At 63.9% G+C, this 2,483-nt stretch carries 2 protein-coding genes and 1 pseudogene; all 3 read left to right on the top strand.

Annotation, left to right across the window (positions count from 1 at the left end; translation table 11 throughout):
* The first annotated feature begins 193 nt into the window (after positions 1-193).
* Complete coding sequence (locus ABZD10_RS15180; protein ID WP_372887803.1) at positions 194-1,375, top strand: ABC transporter substrate-binding protein; 1,182 nt, start codon at positions 194-196, stop codon at positions 1,373-1,375.
* Positions 1,376-1,488: 113 nt separating this feature from the next.
* Positions 1,489-2,277 (top strand): ABC transporter ATP-binding protein, encoded by a 789-nt coding sequence (locus ABZD10_RS15185; protein WP_372887805.1) that lies wholly within the window; start codon positions 1,489-1,491, stop codon positions 2,275-2,277.
* Positions 2,274-2,483, top strand: a pseudogene (locus tag ABZD10_RS15190) (ABC transporter ATP-binding protein); the annotation flags it as partial. The gene ABZD10_RS15185 and the pseudogene ABZD10_RS15190, both read left to right, overlap by 4 nt.

The raw sequence follows: 2,483 nt of genomic DNA on the forward strand, positions 1-2,483 counted from the left end.
CGCCGTCCGGCGGCGGCGGCCGCTGCGCGCGGGCTTCCCCAGGGCTTCCCCAACGGCAGGCCCCAAGCGCCCGGAAACGACTTTCGCCGGTCTGCATTTTCCCGGCCATCCCCCCTTTTCTTTTGAAAAATCCGGGAATAGGCTTCGCTCAGGGAAACAAAATCCTAAAACAAGAATACTCAGGGAGTGACTTATGAAAAAACTGCTGATGGCAACCGCTGCCACCGCGCTGATGGCTGGTGCGGCTTCGGCCGAAGACATCAAGCTGGGCGTGATCCTTGGCTTTACCGGCCCGATCGAATCGCTGACCCCGCAAATGGCGGCCGGCGCCGAGCTGGCAATCAAGGAAGTCTCGGATTCGGGCAAGCTGCTGGGCGGCGCCACCGTGACCCCGGTGCGCGGTGACTCGACCTGTATCGACGCCGCCGCCGCCACCGCCGCTGCCGAGCGTCTGATCACCTCGGAAGGCGTCAAGGGCATCATCGGTGCCGACTGTTCCGGCGTCACCGGCGCCATCCTGTCCAACGTCGCCGTGCCCAACGGCGTGGTGATGATCTCGCCCTCGGCGACCTCGCCCGCGCTGTCGACCGCCGAGGACAACGGCCTGTTCTTCCGCACCGCCCCCTCGGATGCCCGCCAGGGCGCCGTCATCACCGAGATCCTGGTCGATCTCGGGGTCAAGGAAGTGGCTGTCACCTATACCAACAACGACTATGGCAAGGGTCTGGCCGACAGCTTCCAGGCTGCCTTTGAAGCCGCCGGCGGCAGCGTGACCATCAACGCCGCCCACGAAGACGGCAAGGCCGACTACTCGGCCGAGGTCGGCGCGCTGGCGGCTGCCGGCGGTGAGCGTCTGGTTGTGGCCGGCTATGTCGACCAGGGTGGGTCCGGCGTCGTCCGCGCGGCGCTCGACTCGGGGGCCTTCGACACCTTCCACTTCCCCGACGGCATGATCTCCTCGGCGCTGCTCGACAACTTCGGCTCCGAGATCGACGGATCCTCGGGCGCCCACCCGAGCCCCTCGGAAGAGCTGGCCGCCGCCTATGCGGCACTGGTCGGCGGTGCTTTCGATTCGACCTCGCCCTTCACCCCGGAATCCTATGACGCCGCGGCGCTGATCATGCTGGCCATGCAGGCCGCGGGCTCCAGCGATCCGCAGGCCTACAAGGACAAGGTGATGGAAGTGGCCAATGCGCCGGGCGAGAAGATCGGCGTCGGCGAACTGGCCAAGGGTCTGGAAATCCTCGCCGCTGGCGGTGACATCGACCTCGTCGGCGCCACCGGCGTCGAGCTGATCGGACCCGGCGAAGCCGCAGGAAACTACCGCGAAATCAACTTCGACGGCGGTAAGGACAACACGGCCCGTTTCCGCTGAAACGCAGTTCGAAACGCGAAAAAAGACAGTCCGGCCCTTGCCGGGCTGTCTTTTCCGTATAAAAGGCGCGGCTTGAATCGCAGCCTGATAAAAACACACAGGGGAAATGAAACATGATCGTCGTCGAAGACGTTCACAAGCATTTTGGCGGCTTTCATGCCGTGGACGGGGCCACCTTGTCGATCGAGCCCGGCTCGATCACCGGCCTGATCGGTCCCAACGGCGCCGGAAAGACCACCCTTTTCAATGTGATCGCAGGGGTATTGCCTCCCACATCGGGCAAAGTCACCATGGCCGGAGAGGACATCACCGGCCTGCCACCGCACGAGCTGTTTCACAAGGGGCTGCTCAGAACCTTCCAGATCGCCCACGAGTTTTCCTCGATGAGCTGCCGCGAGAACCTGATGATGGTGCCCGGCGCGCAATCGGGCGAAACCCTGTGGAACACATGGTTCGGCCGCAAGCGCATCGCCGACGAGGAACGCGCGCTGCGCGCCAAGGCCGACGAGGTGCTGGAGTTTCTGACCATCGAACATCTGGCCGACCACAAGGCGGGTCAGGTCTCGGGCGGACAGAAAAAGCTGTTGGAGCTTGGCCGCACCATGATGGTCGATGCCCGCATCGTCTTCCTTGACGAGGTCGGCGCCGGCGTCAACCGCACGCTCCTTAACACCATCGGCGACGCCATCCTGCGGCTCAACAAGGAACGCAATTACACCTTTGTCGTGATCGAACACGACATGGATTTCATCGGCAAGATCTGCGACCCGGTGATCTGCATGGCCGAGGGCAAGGTGCTGGCCGAGGGCACGCTGGACGAGATCAAGGCCAATGAGCAGGTGATCGAGGCCTATCTGGGCACCGGCCTGAAAAACAAGGATCAACTGGAGGCAGGCGCATGAGCGGCGGCAATCCATATCAGGACGATCGCGGCAACAAGGACGCCTCGATCGCCAACCCCAAGGGCGTCGGCACGATGACGCCGGCGCATCGCAAGAGCGGCCCCACATCCCGCGTCGAGGGCGCGCCCTTTCTGATCGGCGACACCATGACCGGCGGTTACGGCAAGGGCCCCGACATCCTGCACGAATGCACCATCGCGGTGAAC

Origin of the sequence: Shimia sp., assembly GCF_041624275.1 — a bacterium.
Classification (GTDB): Bacteria; Pseudomonadota; Alphaproteobacteria; order Rhodobacterales; family Rhodobacteraceae; genus Shimia.